We start from the raw sequence: 1,375 nt of genomic DNA, 5'->3' as shown, positions 1-1,375 counted from the left end.
TTGCATTATGGCGTGACTACACGACCGAAATGACCGCTTGATAAACACAGGCGAAAGCTGCTCAAAGCCCTATTCAAACAACTTGGCAATGCCGAGGCACTGGATCCGTAGCGTTTTTTTCTTACGCTCTGGGCGGGAAGCGGCCTGACGGCGGTGCAGCGTTACAATCGCGCTGAAATGCGAAACCGGACGCTCGACCGCAGGCGTAGGGGGCCAGGTTGCTACTTGACGGTTTGGTCACTCCGAGCCCGTTGTGGACGGTCGGCCTCGGTGTATTTTCGTCGGCGCGAAACCGCCCGAAGAGTCATGCCCGCTCAGATCTCCTCAACCACCGGCATGTAAAGATCACCTCCCGCGCGGTACTTCTGCGCCATGGCGGCCATGCCCTCTTTCTGCGCCTCGGCACGGATGTCGTGGGAGATCCGCATCGAGCAGAATTTCGGCCCGCACATCGAGCAGAAATGCGCCACCTTGTGCGCCTCTTTCGGCAGGGTCTCGTCGTGAAAGGCCCGCGCCGTCTCGGGGTCCAGCGACAGGTTGAACTGGTCCTCCCAGCGGAACTCGAACCGGGCGCGGGACAGCGCATCATCGCGAAGCTTGGCCGCCGGGTGCCCCTTGGCCAGGTCGGCGGCATGGGCGGCGATCTTGTAGGTGATGACACCGGTCTTCACGTCATCGCGGTCCGGCAGGCCCAGATGTTCCTTGGGCGTGACATAGCAGAGCATCGCCGTGCCCAACCAGCCGATCATCGCCGCGCCGATGCCCGAAGTGATGTGGTCATAGCCCGGCGCGATGTCGGTCGTCAGCGGCCCGAGGGTGTAGAACGGCGCTTCGCCGCAGACGGCAAGCTGCTTGTCCATGTTCTCTTTGATCTTGTGCATCGGCACATGGCCAGGGCCTTCGATGATGACTTGGCAGTCCTTGGCCCAGGCAATCTTGGTCAGCTCACCCAGGGTATCCAGTTCGGCGAATTGCGCCGCGTCGTTGGCATCGGCGATGGAGCCGGGGCGCAGTCCGTCGCCAAGGCTAAAGCTGACGTCATAGGCGCGCATGATGTCGCAGATCTCCTCGAAACGCTCGTAGAGGAAGCTTTCGCGGTGATGATGCAGGCACCATTTCGCCATGATCGAGCCGCCGCGCGACACGATGCCGGTAACGCGACCCACCGTCAGCGGAATCATATGCAACCGCACCCCGGCATGGATGGTGAAATAGTCCACGCCCTGCTCAGCCTGCTCGATCAGCGTGTCGCGGAAGACTTCCCATGTCAGGTCCTCGGCGAGGCACCGTTACGTTAACCTGCCTACGGATATATCCTGGACTTTGATGTACCGTTTGTAAGCGGATTACAGGCCAGCGATATCGCGCCAGACAG

Annotated in this window: 1 pseudogene; it reads right to left on the bottom strand. The window is 61.0% G+C overall.

What is annotated here, in order from left to right:
- Positions 1-314: 314 nt before the first annotated feature.
- Positions 315-1,283, bottom strand: a pseudogene (thiC, locus tag FGI60_RS26165) (phosphomethylpyrimidine synthase); the annotation flags it as partial.
- Positions 1,284-1,375 lie beyond the last annotated feature (92 nt).

Source organism: Brucella haematophila (assembly GCF_005938105.1).
GTDB lineage: Bacteria > Pseudomonadota > Alphaproteobacteria > Rhizobiales > Rhizobiaceae > Brucella > Brucella haematophila.
The sequence above is the reverse complement of the archived record's forward strand: the minus strand, read 5'-3'. Positions and strand labels throughout refer to the sequence as shown.